General features: G+C 62.9%; 20 protein-coding genes. All 20 read right to left on the reverse strand.

The window, feature by feature from the left end; genetic code table 11:
• Positions 1-20 precede the first annotated feature (20 nt).
• The 20 genes from hisH to ABWW33_RS11490 all read right to left on the reverse strand — a co-directional run bounded on the left by hisH (position 21) and on the right by ABWW33_RS11490 (position 20,849).
• Entirely contained in the window at positions 21-659 is a 639-nt protein-coding gene (gene hisH, locus ABWW33_RS11395) for an imidazole glycerol phosphate synthase subunit HisH (RefSeq protein WP_353401618.1), read from the reverse strand.
• Positions 660-671: 12 nt separating this feature from the next.
• Positions 672-1,262, reverse strand: coding sequence for an imidazoleglycerol-phosphate dehydratase HisB (gene hisB / locus ABWW33_RS11400; RefSeq protein ID WP_090324507.1), 591 nt, complete (start codon positions 1,260-1,262; stop codon positions 672-674).
• Between the two features lie 30 nt (positions 1,263-1,292).
• Positions 1,293-2,393 carry a histidinol-phosphate transaminase gene (hisC, locus tag ABWW33_RS11405; RefSeq protein ID WP_353401620.1) on the reverse strand — a complete coding sequence of 367 codons (1,101 nt, stop codon included), beginning with the start codon at positions 2,391-2,393 and terminating at the stop codon, positions 1,293-1,295.
• A 13-nt stretch (positions 2,394-2,406) separates the two neighbouring features.
• A complete protein-coding gene (locus tag ABWW33_RS11410; protein ID WP_176653369.1) occupies positions 2,407-3,225 on the reverse strand; it encodes a DNA-methyltransferase in 819 nt (272 codons plus the stop codon).
• Entirely contained in the window at positions 3,222-4,538 is a 1,317-nt protein-coding gene (gene hisD / locus ABWW33_RS11415; protein WP_353401622.1) for a histidinol dehydrogenase, read from the reverse strand. The genes ABWW33_RS11410 and hisD overlap by 4 nt, the downstream gene beginning before the upstream one ends.
• 6 nt (positions 4,539-4,544) lie before the next feature.
• Positions 4,545-5,207 (reverse strand): ATP phosphoribosyltransferase, encoded by a 663-nt coding sequence (hisG, locus tag ABWW33_RS11420; protein ID WP_176653367.1) that lies wholly within the window; start codon positions 5,205-5,207, stop codon positions 4,545-4,547.
• 3 nt (positions 5,208-5,210) lie between these two features.
• Entirely contained in the window at positions 5,211-6,461 is a 1,251-nt protein-coding gene (murA, locus tag ABWW33_RS11425) for a UDP-N-acetylglucosamine 1-carboxyvinyltransferase (protein WP_176653366.1), read from the reverse strand.
• A 6-nt stretch (positions 6,462-6,467) separates the two neighbouring features.
• The gene (locus ABWW33_RS11430) at positions 6,468-6,704 is read right to left on the reverse strand and encodes a BolA family protein (protein ID WP_176653365.1); all 237 of its coding nucleotides are present in this window, start codon (positions 6,702-6,704) and stop codon (positions 6,468-6,470) included.
• Between the two features lie 18 nt (positions 6,705-6,722).
• Positions 6,723-7,490, reverse strand: a complete 768-nt coding sequence (locus ABWW33_RS11435) for an ABC transporter permease (protein ID WP_176653364.1) — start codon at positions 7,488-7,490, stop codon at positions 6,723-6,725.
• Positions 7,487-8,401 (reverse strand): ABC transporter ATP-binding protein, encoded by a 915-nt coding sequence (locus ABWW33_RS11440; RefSeq protein WP_176653363.1) that lies wholly within the window; start codon positions 8,399-8,401, stop codon positions 7,487-7,489. Before ABWW33_RS11440 ends, ABWW33_RS11435 begins: the two co-directional genes overlap by 4 nt.
• A gap of 205 nt (positions 8,402-8,606) precedes the next feature.
• Positions 8,607-9,020: an STAS domain-containing protein gene (locus tag ABWW33_RS11445; RefSeq protein ID WP_353401625.1), complete on the reverse strand. Its 414-nt coding sequence runs from the start codon at positions 9,018-9,020 to the stop codon at positions 8,607-8,609.
• Between the two features lie 25 nt (positions 9,021-9,045).
• The gene (locus ABWW33_RS11450; protein WP_353401627.1) at positions 9,046-9,687 is read right to left on the reverse strand and encodes an MlaC/ttg2D family ABC transporter substrate-binding protein; all 642 of its coding nucleotides are present in this window, start codon (positions 9,685-9,687) and stop codon (positions 9,046-9,048) included.
• 32 nt (positions 9,688-9,719) lie between these two features.
• Positions 9,720-10,571: an MlaA family lipoprotein gene (locus ABWW33_RS11455; RefSeq protein ID WP_176653361.1), complete on the reverse strand. Its 852-nt coding sequence runs from the start codon at positions 10,569-10,571 to the stop codon at positions 9,720-9,722.
• Complete coding sequence (mlaD, locus tag ABWW33_RS11460; protein WP_353401628.1) at positions 10,568-11,038, reverse strand: outer membrane lipid asymmetry maintenance protein MlaD; 471 nt, start codon at positions 11,036-11,038, stop codon at positions 10,568-10,570. The genes ABWW33_RS11455 and mlaD overlap by 4 nt, the downstream gene beginning before the upstream one ends.
• Positions 11,039-11,063: 25 nt before the next feature.
• Positions 11,064-11,849: a lipid asymmetry maintenance ABC transporter permease subunit MlaE gene (gene mlaE, locus ABWW33_RS11465; RefSeq protein WP_176653359.1), complete on the reverse strand. Its 786-nt coding sequence runs from the start codon at positions 11,847-11,849 to the stop codon at positions 11,064-11,066.
• Positions 11,846-12,649, reverse strand: a complete 804-nt coding sequence (locus ABWW33_RS11470; RefSeq protein WP_353401631.1) for an ABC transporter ATP-binding protein — start codon at positions 12,647-12,649, stop codon at positions 11,846-11,848. Before ABWW33_RS11470 ends, mlaE begins: the two co-directional genes overlap by 4 nt.
• A 278-nt stretch (positions 12,650-12,927) precedes the next feature.
• The gene (locus tag ABWW33_RS11475; RefSeq protein WP_353401633.1) at positions 12,928-14,391 is read right to left on the reverse strand and encodes a glutamate synthase subunit beta; all 1,464 of its coding nucleotides are present in this window, start codon (positions 14,389-14,391) and stop codon (positions 12,928-12,930) included.
• Between the two features lie 105 nt (positions 14,392-14,496).
• Entirely contained in the window at positions 14,497-19,224 is a 4,728-nt protein-coding gene (locus ABWW33_RS11480; protein WP_176653353.1) for a glutamate synthase-related protein, read from the reverse strand.
• Positions 19,225-19,362: 138 nt separating this feature from the next.
• Positions 19,363-20,064, reverse strand: a complete 702-nt coding sequence (locus ABWW33_RS11485) for an REP-associated tyrosine transposase (protein ID WP_353401636.1) — start codon at positions 20,062-20,064, stop codon at positions 19,363-19,365.
• A gap of 104 nt (positions 20,065-20,168) precedes the next feature.
• On the reverse strand, positions 20,169-20,849 hold the full coding sequence (locus ABWW33_RS11490) for a response regulator transcription factor (protein ID WP_176653351.1): 681 nt from the start codon (positions 20,847-20,849) through the stop codon (positions 20,169-20,171).
• Between the last annotated feature and the right edge of the window lie 17 nt (positions 20,850-20,866).

Below are 20,866 nucleotides of genomic sequence, written 5' to 3' on the forward strand. Positions count from 1 at the left end.
AAATTTAGGGGTAAATGAAATCAAGGGTTCCAGTGAACGAAATTCTTGTACAACTGCAGTCCGGTGGCGGCGCTTTTCTCCGGGTGGAACTGTGTCGCAAAAATATTATCACGTGCGACGGCACAGCTGAACGCCGCACCGTAGACGGTCTGTCCCACGGTGTGCTCGGCCAGTCCGGGCTGGGCGAAATAGCTGTGCACGAAATAGAAATAGCTGTCGTCGGGAATATCCTGCCACATCGGGTGAGACGCCGTTTGGCGCACTTGGTTCCAGCCCATTTGCGGAACCTTGAAACGCGAGCCGTCTTCCTGCACCTGGCCGTCGAGCTGGAAGCGCACGACCCTGCCCGGCAACAGGCCGAGGCCGGCGGCGTTGCCTTCCTCGCTGCCGTCGAACAGCATCTGCTCGCCGATGCACACGCCCATCAGCGGCTTGGTCCGCGCCGCCACCAGCAGCGCGTCCTGCACGCCGGATTCGCGCAGGCTGCGCATGCAGTCCGGCATGGCGCCCTGGCCGGGCAAGACGATGCGGTCGGCGGTTTCGATATCGGCGACTTCGCCGGAGATCAGCACATTGGCATCGGGCGCGACGGCGCGCAGGGCCTGCGCGACCGAGCGCAGATTACCCATGCCGTAATCAACTACTACGATTTTTTTCATGATGATGTGATGTTACAGGCTGCCCTTGGTCGATGGGATCGTGCCGGCGGCGCGCGGATCCAGCTCCGACGCCATGCGCAGCGCGCGGCCAAATGCTTTGAACACCGTCTCGCATTGATGGTGCGCGTTGGTGCCGCGCAGGTTATCGATGTGCAGCGTGACCAGCGCGTGGTTGACGAAGCCGCGGAAGAACTCCAGCGTCAGGTCGACGTCGAAGGTGCCGATCATCGCGCGCGTGAATGGAATGTGGTATTCGATGCCCGGCCGGCCGGAGAAATCCAGCACCACGCGCGACAGCGCCTCGTCCAGCGGCACATACGAATGGCCGTAGCGGACGATGCCCTTGCGGTCGCCGATGGCCTTGGCCACGGCCATGCCGAGGGTGATGCCGACGTCTTCCACCGTGTGGTGGTTGTCGATATGGATGTCGCCGGTGGCTTCCACATCCAGGTCGAACAGGCCGTGACGGGCGATCTGGTCCAGCATGTGGTCCAGGAAGGGCACGCCGGTGTTCAGCTTTTGCTTGCCGGTGCCGTCAAGGTTGATGGAAACGCGGACTTGCGTCTCGTTGGTGTTGCGGATAATTTCTGCGGTGCGGTTCATGAAAGGCTCGCGGTGGCGATGGCGATAACGTTAGGCTGCCAGCGATGCGGCGAAGGCATCGAGGAAGGCGGAATTCTCTTCCGGGGTGCTGACCGTGATACGCAAACAATTGGCCAGCACATCGTGCATTTTACCTACATTTTTGATTAATACCTTGCGGGACAGCAGTTTCGCGTAGGCATCATCGGAATTCGGCACCCGAATCAAGATAAAATTCGCCTCCGACGGGAACACCCCCACCCCGGGCAGAGCGGCCAGCGCAGCCATCAGATCGGCGCGTGCGGCGCGCAAAGCCGTGGCTTGCTGGTTCAGCACCTCCACGTGGTCGAGCGCGAATTCGGCCGCTGCCTGCGTCAACACGTTGATGTTGTAAGGAGGCCGCACTTTGTCGAACTCGGCCAGCAATTGCGGCGCCGCCGACATGTAGCCGAGGCGGATGCCGGCCAGTCCCAGCTTCGACACCGTGCGCATGACGACGAGATTGTTAAATTCCGGCAGCCGGTGCATAAAGGTTTGCTGGGCGAACGGCTCGTAGGCTTCGTCGACCACGGCCAGCCCCGAGCCGTTCTCGTCCAATGCCTTGATGATGGCGACGATGTCGTCCGCGGCGAACAGGTTGCCGGTCGGGTTGTTCGGGTAGGACAGGAACACCAGCGAAGGCTTGTGCCGCGCGATCGCGGCCAGCATGGCCGGCAGGTCCAGCGTCAGGTCGGCCTTCAACGGCACGCCGACGTAGTCCATGCCCGCGAACTGCGCCGAGCGCTGGTACATGACGAATGACGGCGTCGGCGCCAGCACCACGGCGCGGCGGTCCTGCAGCGCGCAGCCCATGCACAGGATGGAGATCAGTTCATCGGAGCCGTTGCCCAGCATGACGTCGTAGCCGGCCGGGATGCCCAGCGTGTCGCGCACGCGCTGCTTGATGGTGGCGTAGGAGGCCACCGGGTAGCGGTTCAGCGTGACGTCGGTCAGGCGTTGGGCCAGTTCCTCGCGCAGGTGATGCGGCAGGTGGTAAGGGTTCTCCATCGCATCCAGTTTGATATAACCACTCGCGTCGGCGACGTGGTAGCCAGCGATGGCGCGCACGTCGGAGCGGATGGTGGTGTTGACCAGGGTGTCGATGGAAGACATCTTACTAAGGCTCCTATGAGGTGACTGAACTTCGTTTAACGGGGGACTTCTTCTTTTTTTCCGGCGGTGCCGGCACTTCCGGCATGGCCAGGCGTTCGGAGATGATGGCGCAGTAGTCGGGATTCAGTTCGAAGCCGACGAAATTGCGGCCGCAGCGCTTGGCCGCGATGGCCGTCGTGCCGCTGCCCATGAACAGGTCCAGCACCACGCCGTCCGGCGGGCACGAGGCCTTGACCATGCGTTCGATGATCTCCAGCGGCTTCTGCGTCGGATGGTCGGCGCGCTCCGGATGCTCGCGGTGCAGGCGCGACACGCTCCACAAATCCTTCGGGTTGTAGCCCACTTCCAGCCACTTGGCGCCGATGAAGATCGAGCGCGAACGGGCCTTCTTGGTTTCGGCGTCGTAGGGAATGCGCACTGCGTCCAGGTCGAAGTAGTAATCCTTGCGGCGCACGAAGAAGCCGATGGTGTCGTGCACCGACGAGTAGCTGCGCACGCTGCCGCCCATCGACGGCACGCGGCGGTCCCAGATAATCTCGTTCATCATCGTCATGCGCTTTTTCAGCAGCACGAAAATCTCCGGCGAAAAGCGCCAGGTCAGGAAGATGTACAGGCTGCCGTTGGGTTTCAGCTTGGGTAACGCGGCGTCTATCCACTGCTCGGTCCAGCGCAGGTATTCTTCCACCGTCTGCGAGTCGGAGTCGTTGCCGTAGTCCTTGCCCAGGTTGTACGGCGGATCGGTCAGGATCAAGTCGACGGAACCGTCCGGGATGCGCGCCAGGCCGGCCAGCGCATCCTCGCAAAAGACCTGATTGATCCAGGCGTCCGTCATTTGAGGCGCAGCTCCGCGCTGCGGGCGTGCGCCTGCAGGCCTTCGCCGTAGGCCAGTTCGGCCGCGACCTTGCCCAGCGTTTGCGCGCCGGCTTCGCTGACATGAATGATCGACGAGCGTTTCTGGAAATCGTACACGCCCAGCGGCGACGAGAAGCGCGCCGTGCGCGAGGTCGGCAGCACGTGGTTCGGGCCGCAGCAATAGTCGCCCAGCGATTCGGACGAGAAGCGGCCGAGGAACATGGCGCCGGCGTGGCGGATCTGGTCGGCCCACTGCTGCGGGTTCTCGGCCGAGATTTCCAGGTGCTCGGCGGCGATGCTGTTGGCGATGGCGCAGGCTTCGGCCATGTCGCGCACTTTCACCAATGCGCCGCGGTCGGTCAGCGACGTGCGGATCACTTCCGCGCGCGGCATCGTCGGCAGCAGCTTGTTGATGCTCGCTTCGACCCTGGCGATGTAGTCCGCGTCCGGGCACAGCAGGATCGCCTGCGCCAGCTCGTCGTGCTCGGCCTGCGAGAACAGGTCCATCGCAACCCAGTCGGGATCGGTGGTGCCGTCGCAGATGATCAGGATTTCCGACGGGCCGGCGATCATGTCGATGCCGACGATGCCGAACACGCTGCGCTTGGCGGCTGCCACGTAGGCATTGCCGGGGCCGACGATCTTGTCGACCGGCTGTATGGACGCGGTGCCGTGCGCCAGCGCGGCGACGGCTTGCGCGCCGCCGATGGTGATGACGCGGGTGACGCCGGCAATCGCGGCGGCGGCCAGCACCATCTGGTTCTTCACGCCGTCCGGCGTCGGCACCACCATGATGATCTCTTCGACGCCGGCGACGTGCGCGGGTATCGCGTTCATCAGCACCGACGAGGGATAGGCCGCCTTGCCGCCCGGGACGTAGATGCCCACCCGGTCCAGCGGCGTGACTTTCTGGCCCAGCACCGTGCCGTCAGGCTCGGTGTAGGTGAAGCCGTTCAGCTCCCGCTTCTGGCGCTCGTGGAACACGCGGATGCGCTGGGCGGCGGTGTGCAGCGCGTTGCGCTGCGCTTCGGGAATGCTGGCCAGCGCGGCCTGCAGTTCCGCTTCCGGAATGTCGAAGGCGGCCATGCTGGCGGCGCCGCCGTTGGGAATGCGGTCGAAGCGGTTGGTGTATTCCAGCACGGCGGCGTCGCCGCGCGCCTTCACATCGGCCAGGATGCCGGCGACTGCACGCTCGATGGCTTCATCGGTACTCGCTTCAAATGCCAGCAGGGCATCCAGGGACTTTTTGAAATCGGCTTGGGTGGAATCGAGCTTGGTGATTTGAATCGACATGATGGTTTACTTTTTGGAGGCGCGTTCGAATGCTTCAATGATGGGCTGCAGGCGTTCGCGCTTAAGCTTGAGCGCGGCCTGGTTGACGATCAGGCGCGACGAGATGTCCATGATCGCTTCCACTTCCTTCAGGTCGTTGGCGCGCAGCGTGTTGCCGGTGCTGACCACGTCGACGATGGCGTCCGACAGGCCGACCAGCGGCGCCAGCTCCATCGAGCCGTACAGCTTGATCAGGTCGACGTGCACGCCTTTCTTGGCGAAGTGCTCGCGCGCGGTCTGCACGAACTTGGTGGCCACGCGCAGGCGCGCGCCCTGGCGCACGGCGGTCTCGTAGTCGAAGCCGTTGCGCACCGCGACCGACATGCGGCAGGCCGCGATGTTCAAGTCGATGGGCTGGTACAGGCCCTCGCCGCCATGCTCCAGCAGCACGTCCTTGCCGGCCACGCCGAAGTCCGCCGCGCCGTGCTGCACATAGGTCGGCACGTCGGTGGCGCGGACGATGATGACGCGCACGTCGGGATCGTTGGTCGACAGGATCAGCTTGCGCGACGTCTCCGGGTTCTCGGTGACGGTGATGCCGGCCGCTTCCAGCAGCGGCAGCGTGTCCTCGAAAATGCGGCCCTTCGACAGCGCGAGGATCAGCTGCGAGTTGGCTTGGAATGCGCTCATGATTTATTTGATCCGTTTGATATTGGCGCCGACTGCGGACAGCTTCACTTCCATCTGGTCGTAGCCGCGATCGAGGTGGTAGATGCGGTCGATCAGCGTTTCGCCGCGCGCGGCCAGCGCCGCGATCACCAGCGAAGCGGAAGCGCGCAGGTCGGTCGCCATCACCGGCGCGCCGACCAATTGCTCGACGCCCTTGATGAAGGCGGTGTTGCCGTCGGTTTCAATCGCCGCGCCCAGGCGGTTCATCTCCTGCACGTGCATGAAGCGGTTTTCGAATATCGTTTCGGTCACGCGGCTGGCGCCGTCGGCGATGGTGTTCACCGCCATGAACTGCGCCTGCATGTCGGTCGGGAAGCCCGGGTATTCGGTGGTGCGGAAGGTGACCGGCGTCGGGCGCTTGTCCATCTGCGCGCGGATCCAGTTGTCGCCGATGGTCATCTGCAGGCCGATCTCGCGCAGCTTGTCCAGCGCGGCGTCCATGATGTCGACGCGGGTGTTGCGGATCGTGATGTCGCCGCCGGCGGCAGCCACGGCGCACAGGAAGGTCGCCGCTTCGATGCGGTCGGAGATGACGGCGTGTTTTGCGCCGTGCAGCTCGGCCACACCCTGGATCACCAGGCGGTTGGTGCCGATGCCTTCGATCTTGGCGCCCATGCCGACCAGCAGGTTGGCCAGGTCGGTCACTTCCGGTTCGCAGGCGGCGTTTTCCAGCACGGTCTCGCCTTCGGCCAGGGTGGCGGCCATCAACAGGTTCTCGGTGCCGGTCACGGTGATCATGTCGGTGACGATGCGCGCGCCCTTGAGCTTCTTGCACTTGGCGTAGATGTAGCCGCCTTCGACGGTGATGTCGGCGCCCAGCGCCTGCAGGCCCTTGATGTGCTGGTCCACCGGACGCGAGCCGATGGCGCAGCCGCCCGGCAGCGAGACCTTGGCTTCGCCGAAGCGCGCCAGCAAGGGGCCCAATACCAGGATCGAGGCGCGCATGGTTTTCACCAGCTCATACGGGGCTTCCAGCTTGTCGATGGCGCTGCCGTTCAAGGTGACCTTGTCGCCGTCCTGCGTCACTTTCAGGCCGGTCTGGCCCAGCAGCTTGAGGATGGTCGCCACGTCGTGCAGGTGCGGCACGTTCGACAGCTCGACGTCGCCCGAGGTCAGCAGGCCGGCGCACAGGATGGGCAGCGCCGCGTTCTTCGCGCCGGAGATGTTGATATCGCCGTTCAGGCGGTTGCCGCCTTGTATGAGGAGCTTGTCCATGCTTGCTTATCCTTGGTATTCGTCAGGGGTGAGGGTTTTCATCGACAGCGCGTGGATCTCTTCGCGCATGCGGTCGCCCAGCGCGGCGTACACGATCTGGTGGCGCTGGATCGGACGCTTGCCGACGAAGGCTGGCGAGACGATGACGGCCTGGAAGTGCTGGCCGTCGCCCTCCACTTCGAGGTGGGTGCATTCGAGGCCGGCCGAGATGTAGCCGTGGATCAGTTCTGGAGTGGTAGCCATGATGAGATGTCCTTGGAATTAATGACGCAAACGATAACCGCTGCGCAGCAAACGAATCGCCAGCAGTGCCAACGCGACGAGGAAGGCGGAGACGATGCTCACGCTGACCAGCGGGTTGACGTCCGACTGGCCGAAGAAACCGTAGCGGAAGCCGTCGATCATGTAGAAGAACGGGTTCAGGTGCGAGACCGTCAGCCAGAACGGCGGCAGCGAGTGGATCGAGTAGAACACGCCGGACAGGAAGGTCAGCGGCATGATCAGGAAGTTCTGGAACGCGGCCAGCTGGTCGAATTTTTCGGCCCAGATGCCGGCGATCAGGCCCATGGTGCCGAGGATGGCCGCGCCCAGCAGCGCGAAGACGACGATCCACAGCGGCGCCGTGAACGACAGGTGGGCGAACCACGCCGTCACCACGAACACGCCGAAGCCGACCACGATGCCGCGCACCATGGCGGCGATCACGTAGGCCGAGAAAATTTCCCAGTGCGACAGGGGCGTCAGCAGCACGAACACCAGGTTGCCGGTGATCTTGGACTGGATCAGCGACGACGACGAGTTGGCGAAGGCGTTCTGCAACACGCTCATCATCACCAGGCCGGGGATCAGGAAGGCGGTGTAGCTGACGTCCGTGTAGACGGTGACGCGGCCTTCGAGCACGTGGCCGAAGATCAGCAGGTACAGCATGGCGGTCAGGATGGGCGCGGCGACGGTTTGCGTGGCCACTTTCCAGAAGCGCAGCGTCTCCTTGTAGACCAGGGTGCGGAAGCCGGTGGAGATGAAGTTCATACGGTGCCTTTGTCCATGATCTGCAAGAAGATGTCTTCCAGATCCGCTTGTTGCAGTTGCATTTCGTCGATCACGGCGCCGGACTCGCGCAGGCGCGCCAGCAGGGTTTCGACTTCGGCGTATTCGTTGATGCGCAGGCTGTACTTCTTGCCATGCTCGGACGCTTCCGGGTGCGTGACCAGGTGGCGCAGGTCTTGCGGCAGATCGCCGCTGGTCAGGTTGACCGTCAGTTGCGAGCCGGAGATGCGGCGGATCAGCGACGCCATCGTGTCGAGCGCGACCACCTTGCCGCTCTTGAGCATGGCCACGCGCTTGCACATGGCTTGCGCTTCTTCCAGGTAGTGGGTGGTCAGCACGACGGTGTGGCCTTCGCGGTTCAGGCGCGAGATGAACTTCCACAGCGTCTGGCGCAGCTCGACGTCGACGCCGGCGGTCGGCTCGTCGAGCACGATGACGGGCGGCTTGTGCACCAGCGCCTGCGCCACCAGCACCCGGCGCTTCATGCCGCCGGACAGCGCGCGCATGTTGACGTCGGCCTTGTTGGTCAGGTCGAGGTTGTGCATCACTTCATCGATCCAGGCGTCGTTGTTGGCCAAGCCGAAATAGCCGGACTGCAGGCGCAGCGTCTCGCGCACGGTGAAGAACGGGTCGAACACCAGCTCCTGCGGCACCACGCCCAGCTTCTTGCGGGCGGCGCGGAAATCGCCGGTGACGTCGTGGCCGTGGATGCTGACCTTGCCCGCATCGGGCCGGATCAGGCCGGCGATGATGGAAATCAGCGTGGTCTTGCCGGCGCCGTTGGGGCCCAGCAGGCCGAAAAACTCGCCCTCTTCGATTGAAAGGGACACGCCGCCCAGTGCCTGGAGCGACTTGTAGCGCTTCTCGACATTACTTATTTGGATCGCTGTCATTCTTGACTTATCAGTTGGTGCGGCGGCACGGGCCGGCGCGTGGGTGCTCGTAGATGCCCAAAGGCGGAAGGTGGTGCAAGCGCCGCGGCTCTCAGGCAGCGGCAACGTTCAATTATATTGGAAATTCGGATCGGCAGAGCCAGACTGGCCATTTACCGGGGGTAACAGGTAACGAGTAAGACAGGGGACGGGGGCAGGGCGGGGGTCAATGATGGTGGTGCGAGGCCGTATCGTCGGCCAGACCGGTCTTGGGGGTGAAGACCGAGGTTGGTGCGTTAACCGGGGCGAATTCTTCGTGCAGGGGATTGGGCGGCACGGGCTCGCCCCCTTCCAGCTTGACCGACGGCGGGAACAGCAGCGAGCACACGCCGTACAGCTTGGTCAGGCTTTGCAGCGCTGGCGGCAGGTTTTTCAGTTCCAGCTTGACGCCGGCGTCCTGGGCAGCGCGCTGCCATGCCAGCATCACCGATACCGCCGCCGAATCGACCGTCAACACATGGCGCAGGTCGAACACGGTCTGGCCGGCCTTGAGGGCCGCCAGGCCGCGCTCCAGCGCCGCGGAGGCGTTGAGCACGGTCAGGGACGTGAGGGACTGCAGGTTGTCGATAGCTTCGGACATGGCGGCAAGGATTTAAGGTAAGGATTTACTTCGTGGCGGTTTTCAGCGGTCGGTTGGCCAAGGTCTTGTTCTTTTCAGTCAAGGTCTTGATCAGGCCGTCGATGCCGCCCTTGCTGATTTCCGAAGCAAACGTGCCCTTGTAGGTCTCGACCAGCCATGCGCCCAGCACGTTGATGTCGTAGATCTTCCAGCCGGCCGGGGTCTTGGCGACGCGGTAGTTCAGCGGAATCGGCTCGCCGCGGGTCATGTTGACCTGCGAACGCACTTCCACGTCGGTATCGTCCGCCGCGGCGCGCATCGGCTTGAATTCCACCGTTTCATTCTTGATTTGCGACAGCGCGCCCGAATAGGTGTAGATCAGCAGGGTGCGGAATTGTTCCGACAATGCCTTCTGCTGCTCCGGGGTGGCCTCGCGCCAGAAGCGGCCGGCCGCCAGCGATGTCATGCGCTGCGAATCGACGTAGGGCAGGATCTTGGTCTCGACCAGGTCCATCACCTTCTTCGTGTCGCCGGCCTGGATTGCCTTGTCGGTCTTGGCCGTGTCGATCACGTCCTGGCTGATGCGCTTGACCAGCACGTCCGGCGCTTCGTTGGCGGGGGCTGCGGCATGGGCGTTGAACGCCAGTGCCAAAGTTGCTAAAGCGATAATTTGTTTAATCAATTTCATGTTTTTGCCTTACCTTTATAAGTTCTTCGGGATCACAGGCTGGCGTTGTTCGCAGCCGGTGTGCCGGAGTTTAACTCTTTTGGCGCCGATTCGGATGACACGGGTGCCGAAGTTTCCGTCGCGGCAGTCGGCGCGGCGGCAGGTTTCGTGTCGATTTCAGCCGAATCGTCTTTTTTAGCTTTCCTGACAGGGCCGCCGTCGTCCGGGTGGATCTGGCTCTCGCGGCGCTGCAGGTAGCCGTCGCGGATGAACTCATAGCGGTCCAGCGCAGCGTCCTCCAGCAGGCTCGATGCGTCCAGCAGGTTAGCACGCTGATCGACAACGCGTAGCGCGGTACCGGTATTGCGGATATAAACAGGTTCCTTGTAGGCCCAGATGTCGCCCTTGATGTCCAGCGGCAACGCCGCGGTGTCGCGCACGGTCGAAGGCCCCAGCAGCGGCAGCATCAGGTACGGACCGGACGGCACGCCCCACACGCCCAGGGTCTGGCCGAAGTCTTCCTTGTGCTTTTGCAGGCCGGCTTCGGAGGCGATGTCGAACAGGCCGACGATACCCACGGTGGAGTTCAGCGCGAAGCGCGACACGTCGGACATGCCGGCCTGGCCATTGCCTTGCAGCAGGTTGTTGACGGCGCTCCAGGCGTCGGCCAGGTTGCCGAAGAAGTTGTTCACGCCGGTCTGCACGAACGATGGCAGCACGTTCTTGTAGGCGGTGGCGGCAGGCTTCAGCGCGTAGGTGTCGACCGTGTCGTTAAAGCTGAACATGGCGCGGTTGAAGCCCTCGTAAGGGTCGCGCGGGTTCGGCCCGGCACAGCCGGCCAGCAGCACGGTGACGCCCAGCGCCAGCGCGGCGCCGCGGAGAGATTTCGGAGTACGGTGCATCATTTACTGTCCTTTCCCTCTGCAGCTTTGCTGTAGATGAATTGATTGATCAGGTCTTCCAGTACGGCGGCGGACTGGGTGCGGGCGATCTTGTCGCCGGCACCAAGGTTGTTGGTGTCGCCGCCGGCCTCGATGCCGACATATTGCTCGCCCAGCAAGCCAGCCGTCAGGATCTTGGCGGAACTGTCTTTAGGGAATTTGTAGCCTTCTTCCATGTTCAAGGTTACCAGCGCCTGATAACTCTTGTCATCAAACTTGATCTCTCCCACACGGCCTACCACCACGCCGGCCGCCTTGACCGCCGCCTGCGGACGCAGGCTGCCGATGTTGTCGAACTTGGCGGTGATCGGGTACGACTTGCCGAAGGACATGGAACCCATGTTGCCGGCTTTCAGCGCCAGGAACATCAGCGCGGCGACGCCGACGACGATGAACAGACCGACCCAGACATCCAGAGATTTACGTTGCATAGCTATTCCTCACACTTTCTTAATCTTATTTGCTGAACATCAGCGCCGTCATCATGAAGTCCAGCCACCAGATCATCAGCGATGAAATTACGACCGTGCGGGTGGTGGCGCGCGCCACATCTTCCGGCGTCGGCTGTGCCTCATAGCCCTGGTACAAGGCGATGAAGGTGATCGCGATGCCGAACACGACGCTCTTGGCGAAGCCGTTGAAAATATCCTTGTACAGGTCGACGCCGCCCTGCATCTGCGACCAGAACGCGCCGTCGTCGACGCCGATCAGCTGCACGCCGACCAGCCAGCCGCCCAGCACGCCGACCGCGCTGAACACCGACGCCAGCAGCGGCACCGAGATCACGCCGGCCCAGAAACGGGGCGCCAGCACGCGCTGGATCGGGTTGACGGCCATCATTTCCATCGCCGACAGCTGTTCGCCCGCTTTCATCAGGCCGATTTCGGCCGTCAGCGAGGTGCCGGCGCGGCCGGCAAACAGCAGCGCGGTGATGACCGGGCCCAGTTCGCGGGTCAGGCCCAGCGCCACCAGCAGGCCCAGCGACTGCTCGGCGCCGTATTTATTGAGCGTGTAGTAACCCTGCAGGCCCAGCACCATGCCGACGAACAGGCCGGACAGCGTGATGATCAGCATCGAATAGTTGCCGATGAAGTGCAGCTGCTCGATCACCAGGCCCGGACGGCGCAACAGGCCGGGCGACACGCCCAGCACATTGCCGAAGGTGCGGGCGCCGTAGCCTATGCTTTCCACATAGTCGCGCAGCGGCGCGCCCAGCTTGGACAACCAGTTCTTTAAACTCATGCTTGCGCTCCCAGGCCCAGGTCATCGGCCAGGGACTTGCCTGGATAGTGGAACGGCACCGGACCGTCGGCTTCCGCATTGACGAATTGGTGCACGTAAGGGTCGGTGGAGACCATCATGTCGGCCGGCGTGCCGTGCGCGACGATCTTGCCTTGCGACAGGAAGTACACGTAGTCGGCGATGGCGAAGCATTCCTTGACGTCGTGCGACACCAGGATCGTGGTCGAGCCCAGCGCGGTGTTCAGGTTGCGGATCAGGTTGGCGGTGACGCCCATCGAGATCGGGTCGAGGCCGGCGAACGGCTCGTCGTACATGATCAGTTCCGGATCGAGCGCGATCGAGCGCGCCAGCGCCACGCGGCGCGCCATGCCGCCGGAGATTTCGCCCGGCTTCAGCTTGGCGGCGTTGCGCAGGCCCACGGCGTGCAGTTTCATCAGCACCAGGTTGCGGATCAGCTCTTCCGACAAATCGGTGTGCTCGCGCAGCGGGAAGGCGACGTTCTCAAACACGGTGAGGTCGGTGAACAGCGCGCCATGCTGAAACAGCATGCCCATTTTGCGCCGCAGCAGATACAAGCCAGCGGTATTAAGTTTGTGCACCACCTGGCCCTGTACCTTGACGTGGCCGCGTTTCGGGCGGATCTGGCCGCCGATCAGGCGCAATACCGTGGTCTTGCCGCTCCCCGACCCCCCCATGACAGCGATCACTTTTCCACGTGGGAAATCCATCTGGAGACCCGACAGTATCGAGCGCTTTCCATAGGAAAAGTGTAGATCACGGATTTCGACAAGATTAGACACGACTGAACTCATTATTTTTAATGCCGTATTGTAGTGCAGAAAGGTCAATCTCTGCAGGCGCCCCCCTCATTTGTGACAGGGAGACGGACGGTAAGTGGCAGATAATACAACACTACTGAACCTAAAGTCAGCAATTTACACCCGGCACTAAATGTTACATATCAGGGTTTATTGCTGCATCGCACAAGCGCCGATGCGAAAAAAAACCGGGTAGCGAACGGGGATCACCCGCTCGCTCCCGGCAGGGAGTCAGGCTGAAGCTGTGCCGCTAGTGGGAATCAGCGCGGCAGATCGGAACAGCCCATCAGGAACTCGTCGACCGCGCGCGCGCACTGGCGCCCTTCGCGGATCGCCCACACCACCAGCGACTGGCCGCGGCGGACGTCGCCGGCGGCAAATACGTTGGGGGCGGATGTCTTGTAGCAGCCGGCGCCGTCGGTCGTGGCCTTGGCGTTGCCGCGGGCATCTTTTTCGACGCCGAACGCGTCCAGCACGTTGGCCACCGGCGACACGAAGCCCATGGCCAGCAGCACCAGGTCGGCCTTCATCTCGAATTCCGAACCTTCCACCTCGGCCATCTTGCCGTCTTTCCATTCGACGCGGCAGGCGATCAGCTTCTCGACCTTGCCGCCCTTGCCTTCGAGGCGCTTGGTGGCCACCGCCCAGTCGCGCTCGCAGCCTTCCTCGTGCGACGAGGAGGTGCGCAGCTTGGTCGGCCAGTACGGCCACACCAGCGGCTTGTTCTCTTGCTCAGGCGGCATGGGCATCAGTTCGAACTGGGTCACCGAGGCGGCGCCGTGGCGGTTCGAGGTGCCGACGCAGTCGGAACCGGTATCGCCGCCGCCGATGACGACCACGTGCTTGCCGGTGGCTTTCAACTGGTCCTTGACCTTGTCGCCGGCGTTGACCTTGTTTTGCTGCGGCAGGAAGTCCATGGCGAAGTGCACGCCCTTGAGCTCGCGGCCCGGCACCGGCAGGTCGCGCGGCTGCTCGGCGCCGCCGGCCAGCACCACGGCGTCGAAGTCCTTGGCCAGGTCTTCAGGGAAGATGGTTTCCTTGGCCCAGTTGTTGACGTTGGCAGGGAAGTCCTTGCCGACCAGCACGCTGGTGCGGAACACCACGCCTTCGGCTTCCATCTGCTTGATGCGGCGGTCGATGTGCGACTTTTCCATCTTGAAGTCTGGAATGCCGTAGCGCAGCAGGCCGCCGACGCGGTCGCTCTTTTCAAACACGGTCACGGCGTGGCCGGCGCGCGCCAGCTGCTGCGCCGCCGCCAGGCCGGCGGGGCCGGAACCGACCACGGCCACTTTCTTGCCGGTCTGCTTGTCCGCGGGCTGCGGCACGACCCAGCCGTGTTCCCAGCCTTCGTCGATGATCTTGTGCTCGATCGACTTGATGCCGACCGGATCGTTGTTGATGCCCAGCGTGCAGGCGGACTCGCACGGCGCAGGGCAGATGCGGCCGGTGAATTCCGGGAAGTTGTTGGTCGAGTGCAGCGTGTCCAGCGCCTCGCGGTAGTTGCCGCGATACACCAGGTCATTCCAGTCCGGGATGATGTTGTTGACCGGGCAGCCGGTGTTGCAGAACGGGATGCCGCAATCCATGCAGCGCGCGCCCTGCACCTTGGCCTGCTCATTGGTCAGGGTGATGACGAATTCGGAATAGTTTTTCAGGCGCGTAGCCGGCGGCAGATAGCTCTCTTCCTGACGCTTGAATTCCATGAAACCGGTGATTTTACCCACGATAAATCCTTTAGTTATCTGTTGCTCCGTCGTCCCCGCGAAAGCGGGGATCCATGCTGAGCTGGCGTTCTATGGATTCCCGCTTTCGCGGGAATGACGTGGTTTTCAGGCTGCGATCGGCTGGGCGGAAGCGGCTTCGTTCGCCACGTCCTCGGCCATTTCGGCCAGGGCGCGCTTGTATTCGCTCGGGAACACCTTGACGAATTTGCCGCGGCTGTCGGCCCAGTTGTCCAGCAACAGGCGGGCACGGGTGCTGCCGGTGTGCTTGAAGTGACGCTCGATCAAACGCTTCAGGATCACTTCGTCCGCTTCGCGGCCCTGGTCCTTGTGCTGCACGTGGAAGGTCGCGCTGTGCGCTTCCTGTTCCTTGGCGGTCAGCACCTGCTCCAGCGACACCATCGCGGTGTTGCAGCGGGCTTCGAAATCGCCGTCCGGGTCGTACACGTAGGCGATGCCGCCCGACATGCCCGCCGCGAAGTTGCGGCCGGTCGCGCCCAGCACCACCACGGTGCCGCCGGTCATGTACTCGCAACCGTGGTCGCCGGTGCCTTCGACGATGGCGGTGGCGCCCGAGTTGCGCACGGCGAAACGCTCGCCGGCCACGCCGTTGAAGAAGGCTTCGCCGCTGATCGCGCCGTACAGCACGGTGTTGCCGATGATGATGTTGTTCACCGCCCAGCCGCGGAACTCGGTGTTCGGACGCACGATGATGCGGCCGCCCGACAAGCCCTTGCCGACGTAGTCGTTGCCTTCGCCGACCAGGTCGATGGTGATGCCGTGCGCCAGGAAGGCGCAGGCCGACTGGCCGGCCGTGCCCTGCAGCTGGATGTGGATGGTGTCGTCCGGCAGGCCGGCGTGGCCGTAGCGCTTGGCCACTTCGCCCGACAGCATGGTGCCGACGGTGCGGTTGACGTTGCGCACCGGCGAGATGAACGACACGCGCTCGCCTTTTTCCAGCGCGGCCTTGGCTTGCGCGATCAGCTTGTGATCGAGCGCCTTGTCCAGGCCGTGGTCCTGTTCCATCGTATGGTAGATGGAGTCGCCGTTCGGTACTTCCGGCGAGTAGAAGATGTTGCTGAAGTCCAGGCCCTTGGCTTTCCAGTGCGTGATCGCCTTGGATTTGTCCAGCAGGTCGACCCGGCCGATCAGCTCGTCATAGGTGCGGATGCCCAGCTGGGCCATCAGCTGGCGCGCCTCTTCGGCGACGAAGAAGAAGTAGTTGACGACGTACTCGGGCTTGCCGGAGAACTTGGCGCGCAGCACAGGATCTTGCGTGGCGACGCCGACCGGGCAAGTGTTCAGGTGGCATTTGCGCATCATGATGCAGCCCTCGACCACCAGCGGCGCGGTGGCGAAGCCGATTTCGTCGGCGCCCAGCATGGCGGCGATGACGACGTCGCGGCCGGTACGCATCTGGCCGTCGGCCTGGACGCGGATGCGGCTGCGCAGGCCGTTCAGCACCAGGGTCTGCTGGGTTTCAGCCAGGCCCAGTTCCCAAGGGGTGCCGGCGTGCTTGACCGACGACAGCGGCGACGCGCCGGTGCCGCCGTCATGGCCGGCCACCACGACGTGGTCGGCCTTGGCCTTGGTGACGCCGGCCGCCACGGTGCCGATGCCGACTTCCGACACCAGCTTGACCGAGATCGAAGCGCGCGGATTGGCGTTCTTCAGGTCGTGGATCAGCTGGGCCAGGTCTTCGATCGAGTAAATATCGTGGTGCGGCGGCGGCGAGATCAGACCCACGCCCGGCACCGAGAAGCGCAGGGTGGCGATGTATTCGGATACTTTATGGCCCGGCAGCTGGCCGCCTTCGCCGGGTTTTGCGCCCTGGGCCATCTTGATCTGGATCTGGTCGGCCGAGTTCAGGTAGGCGGCGGTCACGCCGAAACGGCCCGACGCCACCTGCTTGATGCGCGAGCGCAGCGAATCACCGGCCTGCAGCGGAATGTCGACCACCATCTGCTCTTTGCCCATGACCGAAGCCATGGTCTCGCCCTGCTTGATCTTGATGCCTTTCAGTTCCATCGTGTAGCGCGATGGATCTTCGCCGCCTTCGCCGGTGTTCGATTTGCCGCCGATGCGGTTCATCGCCACCGCCAGGGTGGCGTGCGCCTCGGTCGAGATCGAACCCATCGACATCGCGCCGGTGGCGAAGCGCTTGACGATTTCCTTGGCCGGCTCGACTTCGTCCAGCGGGATCGCCTTGGTCGGATCGAGCTTGAACTCGAACAGGCCGCGCAAGGTCAGGTGGCGCTTGCTCTGGTCGTTGATGATCTGGGCGTACTCTTTATAGCTGGAGAAGTTGTTGCTGCGGGTCGAATGCTGCAGTTTCGCGATCGCATCCGGGGTCCACAGGTGGTCTTCGCCACGCACGCGGTAGGCGTACTCGCCGCCGGCGTCCAGGTGGTTTTCCAGCACCGGATCGTTGCCGAAGGCCAGGTTGTGCAGGCGCAGCGCTTCTTCCGCCACTTCGAACACGCCGATGCCTTCGACGTTGGACGAGGTGCCCTTGAAGTATTTGTCGACCAGCGACTTGTTCAGGCCGACGGCTTCGAAGATCTGCGCGCCGCAGTAGGACATATAGGTCGAGATGCCCATCTTGGACATGACCTTCATCAGGCCCTTGCCGACCGCCTTGATGTAGTTGTACACGGCTTTTTCGCCGGACATGTCGCCCGGCATGCCGTGCGCCATCTCGACCAGGGTTTCCATCGCCAGGTAAGGGTGGATCGCTTCGGCGCCGTAGCCTGCCAGCAGCGCGAAGTGGTGGGTTTCGCGGGCCGAGCCGGTTTCCACCACCAGGCCGGTGGACGCGCGCAGGCCCTTGCTGACCAGGTGCTGATGCACGGTCGAGGTGGCCAGCAGCGCGGGTATCGCCACGCGGTCCGGGCCGACCGAGCGGTCCGACACGATCAGGATGTTGTGGCCGGACTTGACCGCGTCGACCGCTTCGGCGCACAGCGAGGCCAGGCAGGCTTCGACGCCGTCCTTGCCCCATGCCAGCGGATAGCAGATGTTAAGCTCATATGACTTGAACTTGCCGCCGGTATGCGCGCTGATGCCGCGCAGGCGGGCCATGTCGTCGAAGCCCAGGATAGGCTGCGACACTTCCAGGCGCATCGGCGGGTTGACGTTGTTGGTGTCGAGCAGGTTCGGTTTCGGGCCGATGAAGGACACCAGCGACATCACCATCGCTTCGCGGATCGGGTCGATCGGCGGGTTGGTCACTTGCGCGAACAGCTGCTTGAAGTAGTTGTACAGCGGCTTGAGCTTGTTGGACATGACGGCCAGCGGCGAGTCGTTGCCCATCGAGCCGGTCGCTTCCTCGCCGGCGGCGGCCATAGGCGCCATCAGGAATTTCAGGTCTTCCTGGGTGTAGCCGAAGGCTTGCTGGCGGTCCAGCAGCGACGGCACGGCTTTTTCGCCCTGGGCCGGCGCCGCGTCCTTGGCGCGGTTGTGCGCCAGCTGGCTTTCGCTCAGCTTGATTTCGTTGAGCTTGATGCGCACCGCGTTGATCCATGCCTTGTACGGCTTGGCGTTGGCGTAGGTGTCTTTCAGCTCTTTATCGTCGATGATGCGGCCCGCTTCCAGGTCGATCAGGAACATCTTGCCCGGCTGCAAACGCCATTTCTGGATGATTTTCGATTCGGGAATCGGCAATACGCCCGATTCCGACGCCATCACCACCAGGTCGTCGTCGGTGACGATGTAGCGGGCGGGACGCAAGCCGTTGCGGTCCAGCGTGCCGCCGATGTAGCGGCCGTCGGTGAAGGCCATGGCGGCCGGGCCGTCCCATGGTTCCATCATTGCAGCGTGATATTCGTAGAACGCGCGGCGATTGTCGTCCATCGTGCCGTGATTTTCCCAGGCTTCCGGAATCATCATCATCATCGCCTGGGCGATCGGATAGCCTGCCATCAGCAGCAGTTCCAGCGCGTTGTCGAAGCAGGCGGTGTCCGACTGGCCTTCGTAGATCAGCGGGAACAGTTTCTGCAGGTCGTCGCCCAGCACGGCCGATTTCATCACGCCTTCGCGCGCGCGCATCCAGTTGAAGTTGCCCTTGACGGTGTTGATCTCGCCGTTGTGGGCGATCAGGCGGTACGGGTGGGCCAGCGGCCACTCAGGGAAGGTGTTGGTCGAGAAACGCTGGTGCACCAGCGCCAGCGCGGAAACGCAGCGCGCATCCTGCAGGTCCTTGTAGTACACGCCGACCTGGTCCGCCAGCAGCAGGCCCTTGTAGACGATGGTGCGGGCCGACAGCGAGGCCACGAAGAATTCCTTGCCGTGGATCAGTTTCAGCGCCTGGATGGCGTGGCCCGACGATTTGCGGATCACGTACAGTTTGCGTTCCAGCGCGTCGGTCACCATGATGTCGGCGCCGCGGCCGATGAAGATCTGGCGGATCACCGGCTCCTTGGCGCGCACGGTAGGGGACATCGGCATGTCGCAGTCGACCGGCACGTTGCGCCAGCCCAGCACGACCTGGCCTTCGGCGCGCACGGCGCGCTCGATTTCCTGTTCGCAGGCGATGCGCGAAGCGTTTTCCTTCGGCAGGAACACCATGCCGACGCCGTATTCGCCTGGCGGCGGCAGTTCGATGCCTTGCTTGGCCATTTCGTCGCGGTAGTACTGGTCCGGGATCTGGATCAGGATACCGGCACCGTCGCCCATCAGCGCATCGGCGCCGACCGCGCCCCGGTGATCGAGGTTTTTCAGGATCAACAGGCCCTGTTCCACGATGGAGTGGCTCTTGTTGCCCTTGATGTGGGCGACGAAACCGACGCCGCAGGCATCGTGTTCATTGGACGGATCGTACAGACCTTGGGCTTTCATGGGCTCTCCACTGCAATTTGACTAACGAAAAGCTAGAGTAGTGCAATGCAGCAGAAAATTCAACAATAACAATTAGGGTCGGAGTCAGATTAATTTTCCACAAGTTGCTGAAAATTTTAATTAGGGACAGAGTGATGGCTAAGTGGCCGCCGGCTTGATTTTGAACGGCCGTCCCCGTTTGGCCGGCAATACCTGCCGTTTTACCCGGTTCTGCAGCGTGGTCTTGAATTGCTCGGAACCCAGCGGCCAACCCTTGAGCAGCGCCTTGCTGACGGTGGCGATGTCCTCCTCGCTGAGCGGCGCCTCGGCCAGCGCGATATAGGCCGCCTCGCGCTGGAACGGCGTATTGCCCAAGGCCCAGAACTGCGCGTGGTCGATCACCAGGCCGTCCGGACGTATGCCGGCGTGGTGGCAATAGCTGGACCATGGATAATCCTCGGCCTTGCCGACCATGCCGTTGCGTACCGGATTGAACTCGATATACCGGCTGCACAACATGAAGTATTGCTCGGCGTCGATCAGCGAGGTTTTGTAGCGTCCATTCCACAAAGTTCCACTGCGGCTATATTTTTGGTTGAAATAGGGCACGTAGTAGCGGCCTACCCACTGCATCATCTGGCCCAGGCCGTTTTCATCGGCCGGAGTGACCAGCAAATGCAGGTGATTGGGCATCAGGACATAGGCGTGGATCGCCACTTTGTAGTTTTTGGCCGCCGTGCGCAGCCAGCCGAGGAAGGTTTGGTAATCCTCGGCATCCAGGAAAACCGGCTGGTTGTTGTTGCCGGTCTGGATGACGTGATGTGGTTGTCCGGGGACGATGAGACGGGGTAGGCGGGCCATGAATGCAAAAAGGAGGTGGATCGGTAACCCGATTCTACCTCCGTTGCTTGACTCTGTCCCCGATTAATTGGCGGCGGGCGCCAATCGCGCTGGCTCTGTCCCCATTAAGAGAGATTGAAGCTGGCGGACAGGCTGTAGCCCTCGCCGTAGGCGCTGCGCAGTGGCAGATCCTGGCCCAGGCCGGTGCGCGCCTTCTTGCGCAAGCGATACACCAGCATGTCCACGCGGCGGCCGGCATCCGGGTCGTCGCCGCCGATGCCGGCCACGATGACCTGGCGCGGCACCGGACGGGTGTTGATCGTCAGCAGATGCAGGAAGTTGCATTCCTTTTCGGTCAGCGTGATCGCCATGCCCTGCAGCTCCAGCTGGCGGGCGCTGACTTTCAGCGTCCACTTGCTCGGCACGGGCAGGGTTTCCTGCGGACCGACGCGGCGGTCCAGCGCCTCGATATGGGCGGCCAGTTCCGGGAATTTGATCGGCTTGGTCAGGTAATGGTCGGCGCCCAGGCGCAGGCCGAGGATGCGATTGTCGAAAGCCACGCGGCCGGTCAGCACCAGCAGGCCGATTTGCGGATACAGCTGGCGCATGCGCGGGATGACGTTGAAGCCGTCTTCGTCGGGCAAGCCCAGATCCAGCACCACTACGCCCACATTACCCTGGCTGAGCGCGGACCACATATCGCTGGCGTTGTTAGTGATGTGCACTTCGTGTTCAAGTTCAGTCAGGAATTCTGCCATTTCCTCGGCATACTCCAGATTGTCTTCCACGATGAGTATTTGCGTCATTGATGCGCCATTCGATC

It is taken from the genome of Duganella hordei, from assembly GCF_040369125.1.
In the GTDB taxonomy this organism is placed as follows: domain Bacteria; phylum Pseudomonadota; class Gammaproteobacteria; order Burkholderiales; family Burkholderiaceae_D; genus Rugamonas; species Rugamonas hordei.

What these genes read in the sequence shown, in the direction of transcription:
- ABWW33_RS11450 (WP_353401627.1), bottom strand. Translation starts at nt 9,687, where the DNA reads ATGAAATTGATTAAACAAATTATCGCTTTAGCAACTTTGGCACTGGCG.
- mlaD (WP_353401628.1), bottom strand. Translation starts at nt 11,038, where the DNA reads ATGCAACGTAAATCTCTGGATGTCTGGGTCGGTCTGTTCATCGTCGTC.
- hisH (WP_353401618.1), bottom strand. Translation starts at nt 659, where the DNA reads ATGAAAAAAATCGTAGTAGTTGATTACGGCATGGGTAATCTGCGCTCG.
- ABWW33_RS11480 (WP_176653353.1), bottom strand. Translation starts at nt 19,224, where the DNA reads ATGAAAGCCCAAGGTCTGTACGATCCGTCCAATGAACACGATGCCTGC.
- hisD (WP_353401622.1), bottom strand. Translation starts at nt 4,538, where the DNA reads ATGTCGATTCAAATCACCAAGCTCGATTCCACCCAAGCCGATTTCAAA.
- ABWW33_RS11435 (WP_176653364.1), bottom strand. Translation starts at nt 7,490, where the DNA reads ATGAACTTCATCTCCACCGGCTTCCGCACCCTGGTCTACAAGGAGACG.
- mlaE (WP_176653359.1), bottom strand. Translation starts at nt 11,849, where the DNA reads ATGAGTTTAAAGAACTGGTTGTCCAAGCTGGGCGCGCCGCTGCGCGAC.
- ABWW33_RS11410 (WP_176653369.1), bottom strand. Translation starts at nt 3,225, where the DNA reads ATGACGGACGCCTGGATCAATCAGGTCTTTTGCGAGGATGCGCTGGCC.
- hisG (WP_176653367.1), bottom strand. Translation starts at nt 5,207, where the DNA reads ATGAGCGCATTCCAAGCCAACTCGCAGCTGATCCTCGCGCTGTCGAAG.
- ABWW33_RS11455 (WP_176653361.1), bottom strand. Translation starts at nt 10,571, where the DNA reads ATGATGCACCGTACTCCGAAATCTCTCCGCGGCGCCGCGCTGGCGCTG.
- ABWW33_RS11430 (WP_176653365.1), bottom strand. Translation starts at nt 6,704, where the DNA reads ATGGCTACCACTCCAGAACTGATCCACGGCTACATCTCGGCCGGCCTC.
- ABWW33_RS11440 (WP_176653363.1), bottom strand. Translation starts at nt 8,401, where the DNA reads ATGACAGCGATCCAAATAAGTAATGTCGAGAAGCGCTACAAGTCGCTC.
- ABWW33_RS11445 (WP_353401625.1), bottom strand. Translation starts at nt 9,020, where the DNA reads ATGTCCGAAGCTATCGACAACCTGCAGTCCCTCACGTCCCTGACCGTG.
- hisC (WP_353401620.1), bottom strand. Translation starts at nt 2,393, where the DNA reads ATGTCTTCCATCGACACCCTGGTCAACACCACCATCCGCTCCGACGTG.
- ABWW33_RS11485 (WP_353401636.1), bottom strand. Translation starts at nt 20,064, where the DNA reads ATGGCCCGCCTACCCCGTCTCATCGTCCCCGGACAACCACATCACGTC.
- ABWW33_RS11490 (WP_176653351.1), bottom strand. Translation starts at nt 20,849, where the DNA reads ATGACGCAAATACTCATCGTGGAAGACAATCTGGAGTATGCCGAGGAA.
- murA (WP_176653366.1), bottom strand. Translation starts at nt 6,461, where the DNA reads ATGGACAAGCTCCTCATACAAGGCGGCAACCGCCTGAACGGCGATATC.
- hisB (WP_090324507.1), bottom strand. Translation starts at nt 1,262, where the DNA reads ATGAACCGCACCGCAGAAATTATCCGCAACACCAACGAGACGCAAGTC.